Here is a 3,099-nt window from a genome sequence, read left to right on the forward strand (position 1 = left end):
TTTGGCAAAGCGCGGCTGGTAGGCATCATGGCGGGTCAGGTCAGGTTCAATTACTTCTTCGATTGCGGGTTTGACGCAAACGTCTGCAACCGGTTCGTTTGTCAGGGCCAGACGGGCCAGTCGGGCGGCACCAAAGGCCGGGCCCTTGGTCGCGCCTTCATAGCGGGCAAGTGGCTTACCCAGGATGTCAGCAATCATCTTGATCCAGTAGCGACTGCGGGCACCGCCGCCGATCACGCCGGGCAGGTCGCACTGGGTTCCGGCCTTGTGCAGGCGGGACTTGGCATCGCGGAGGGCAAAGCCGACCCCTTCGAGCACCGCCTGAACCATGGTTTCGCGGTCTGTATCGCTGCCCAGACCAAAGAATACGCCCCGGGCATGCGGATTGTTGTGCGGGGTGCGTTCCCCGTTGAGGTAGGGCAGGAAAAGGATATCAGACGGGGCGTTGTGTTGGGCTTCGACCCGGTTGAGCAATGCGGTAATGTCGGCCTCGCCCAGAAGGTCGGCCGCCCATTTCAGGCAACTGGCCCCGTTGAGCAGGACCGCCATCTGGAACCAGTGGTCCGGGATGGCGTGGGCAAAGCTGTGCAGGAGTTCTTCGGGCTTGGGACGGTATTTGTCCGACGCGACAAAGATCTGTGACGAGGTGCCCAGCGAAATGAAGCCATCGCCATGGGAAACCGCCCCGACCCCGATGCCACCGGTCGCCGCATCACCGCCACCCCCGGCAATGATGACGTCGTCCCGCATGCCCCAGCGGTCGGCGAGTGTTGCGCGGAGCGTACCGGTAACGTCTGATCCCTCGACCAGATGCGGCAGTTGATCGCGGGTTAAACCGCAAGCTTCGATCGCGCTTTGGTTCCAGCTTCGGCTTTGTTCATCAAGCCAAAGCGTGCCTGCGGCATCCGACATTTCGGTGGCCTTGTCGCCTGAGAGGCAAAAGCGGATGTAATCCTTGGGCAGCAGGATGGTTTTGATTTTGGCAAAAACATCCGGTTCATGTTTTTGCAGCCAGATCAGTTTGGGCGCCGTCATGCCCGACATGGTGGCAACGCCCGCGCGCTGGCCCAGATCGGGCAAGGCGGCATCAAGTTCGGCGCATTCCCGGGTGGCGCGGCCATCATTCCACAGGATCGCCGGACGAAGTGGCTTGTCATCCGCGCCCAGCAATGTCGCGCCATGCATCTGGCCCGACAGGCCGATTGCGCGGGTTGAGGCAATTGCCGTCGGGTTTTGGCGGTGCAAATCATCGATGGCGCGCAGGGTTGCATCCCACCAGTCGGTGGGGTTTTGTTCGCTCCAGAACGGTTTGGGGCTGGAAACGCGTAAAGGGACATCAGCCTCGGCAAGGGTGACCGAGTTTTCGTCAATCAGTAGTGCCTTGACTGCCGATGTGCCGACATCAATTCCGAGATACATGTTCGGACGGCCTCCAGAACCGTTTGATTTTTCCCGACATCATGATTGTGCGGGTTAGAGTAATCACCATTCCAGATGGTTGAAGCACGGAATGCAACAAAAAAAGCCGCTGCGGGGCAGCGGCTTTGATGTCGTAACGCCAGTCCTGGCGTGCAACCGCTTAGCGGGTCGGGGTCGGTTCGTCGCCGCTATAGTCATAGAAGCCACGGCCAGCCTTGCGGCCAAGCCATCCGGCTTCGACATATTTGACCAGAAGCGGGCACGGGCGATACTTGGTATCGGCCAGACCATCATGCAGGACATGCATGATCGACAGGCAGGTATCGAGACCAATAAAGTCTGCCAGCTGCAGCGGGCCCATCGGATGGTTCGCACCCAGACGCATCGCGGTATCGATGGACTCGACATTCCCCACACCTTCGTAAAGGGTGTAGATCGCCTCGTTGATCATCGGAAGCAGGATGCGGTTGACGATAAAGGCCGGGAAATCTTCGGCACTTGCCGTGTCCTTGCCGAGCTTTTTGGTCAATTCATGAATGGTGCGATAGGTGGTTTCGTCCGTGGCAATACCACGGATCAGTTCCACCAGTTTCATCAGCGGCACCGGGTTCATGAAGTGCATGCCCATGAACTTCGCCGGACGGTCGGTATAGGATGCCAGACGGGTGACCGAAATCGAAGAGGTGTTGGTCGCGATGATCGCTTCCGGGCCGAGCACCGGGCACAGAGCCTTGAAGATCTGTTTCTTGATCTCTTCGTTCTCGGTTGCCGCTTCGATGACCAGGTCACAGTCAGACAGGAAGGTATATTCCGTTCCGGTTGAGATCAGTTTCAGCGCCGCATCTTTTTGCGCTGCGGTAATGATCTCTTTTTTGACCTGACGGTCCATGTTCTTTTCCATCACGCCGATGGCCTTATCAAGGGCATCTTGCGAGATGTCGAGAATTCGGACGTCGTAACCGGCCAGTGCGATCACATGTGCAATACCATTGCCCATCTGACCGGCGCCGATTACGCCAATGGTTTTGATATCTTCCAACGAAGCCATTTGTTCCCCACTCGTCCCCAAGGGTCAAAACAAGAGTATGCGTTGCCTTGACCCTAAAGGGGATCAGATTATTTGTCGAGTTCGCTCGCCAGAGCGGGAAGGGCCTCGAACAGGTCACCGACAAGTCCGTAATCCGCTACCGAGAAGATCGGCGCTTCTTCGTCCTTGTTGATCGCGACAATGACCTTACTGTCCTTCATGCCGGCAAGGTGCTGAATAGCACCCGAAATGCCTACAGCAATGTATAGCTGCGGTGCAACAACTTTGCCGGTCTGGCCGACCTGCCAGTCGTTGGGGGCATAGCCCGCATCAACTGCCGCGCGAGAAGCGCCAATTGCAGCGCCGAGTTTGTCGGCAATCGGTTCGATCAGGTGGAAGTTTTCACCTGAACCCATGCCACGACCGCCAGAGATGACGATGCTTGCGGCGGTGAGTTCCGGACGTTCCGACTCGGTCAGTTCCTGACCAACGAAGGTCGACTTGCCTGCATCAGATGCAACAGCAACGTCTTCGATGGATGCAGAACCGCCTTCGGCGGCGACCGGATCAAAGCCGGTGGTCCGGACAGTGATCAGTTTGAGGCTGTCGGTCGACTGCACGGTTGCCATGGCGTTACCGGCATAGATCGGACG

At 58.1% G+C, this 3,099-nt stretch carries 3 protein-coding genes; all 3 read right to left on the minus strand.

The genetic code is table 11. The annotated features are described in order from the left end of the window. The coding region (gene xylB / locus B3Z49_RS08370; protein WP_296989877.1) for a xylulokinase at positions 1–1,419 on the minus strand (1,419 nt) is incomplete at its 3' end. A 160-nt stretch (positions 1,420–1,579) separates the two neighbouring features. Then, positions 1,580–2,467, minus strand: coding sequence for a 3-hydroxybutyryl-CoA dehydrogenase (locus B3Z49_RS08375; RefSeq protein WP_064779860.1), 888 nt, complete (start codon positions 2,465–2,467; stop codon positions 1,580–1,582). Positions 2,468–2,535: 68 nt separating this feature from the next. Further along, on the minus strand, positions 2,536–3,099 hold a 564-nt coding region (locus B3Z49_RS08380; protein WP_296989880.1), incomplete at its 5' end, for an electron transfer flavoprotein subunit alpha/FixB family protein.

It is taken from the genome of Thalassospira sp. UBA1131, assembly GCF_002311515.1.
Taxonomy (GTDB): Bacteria; Pseudomonadota; Alphaproteobacteria; order Rhodospirillales; family Thalassospiraceae; genus Thalassospira.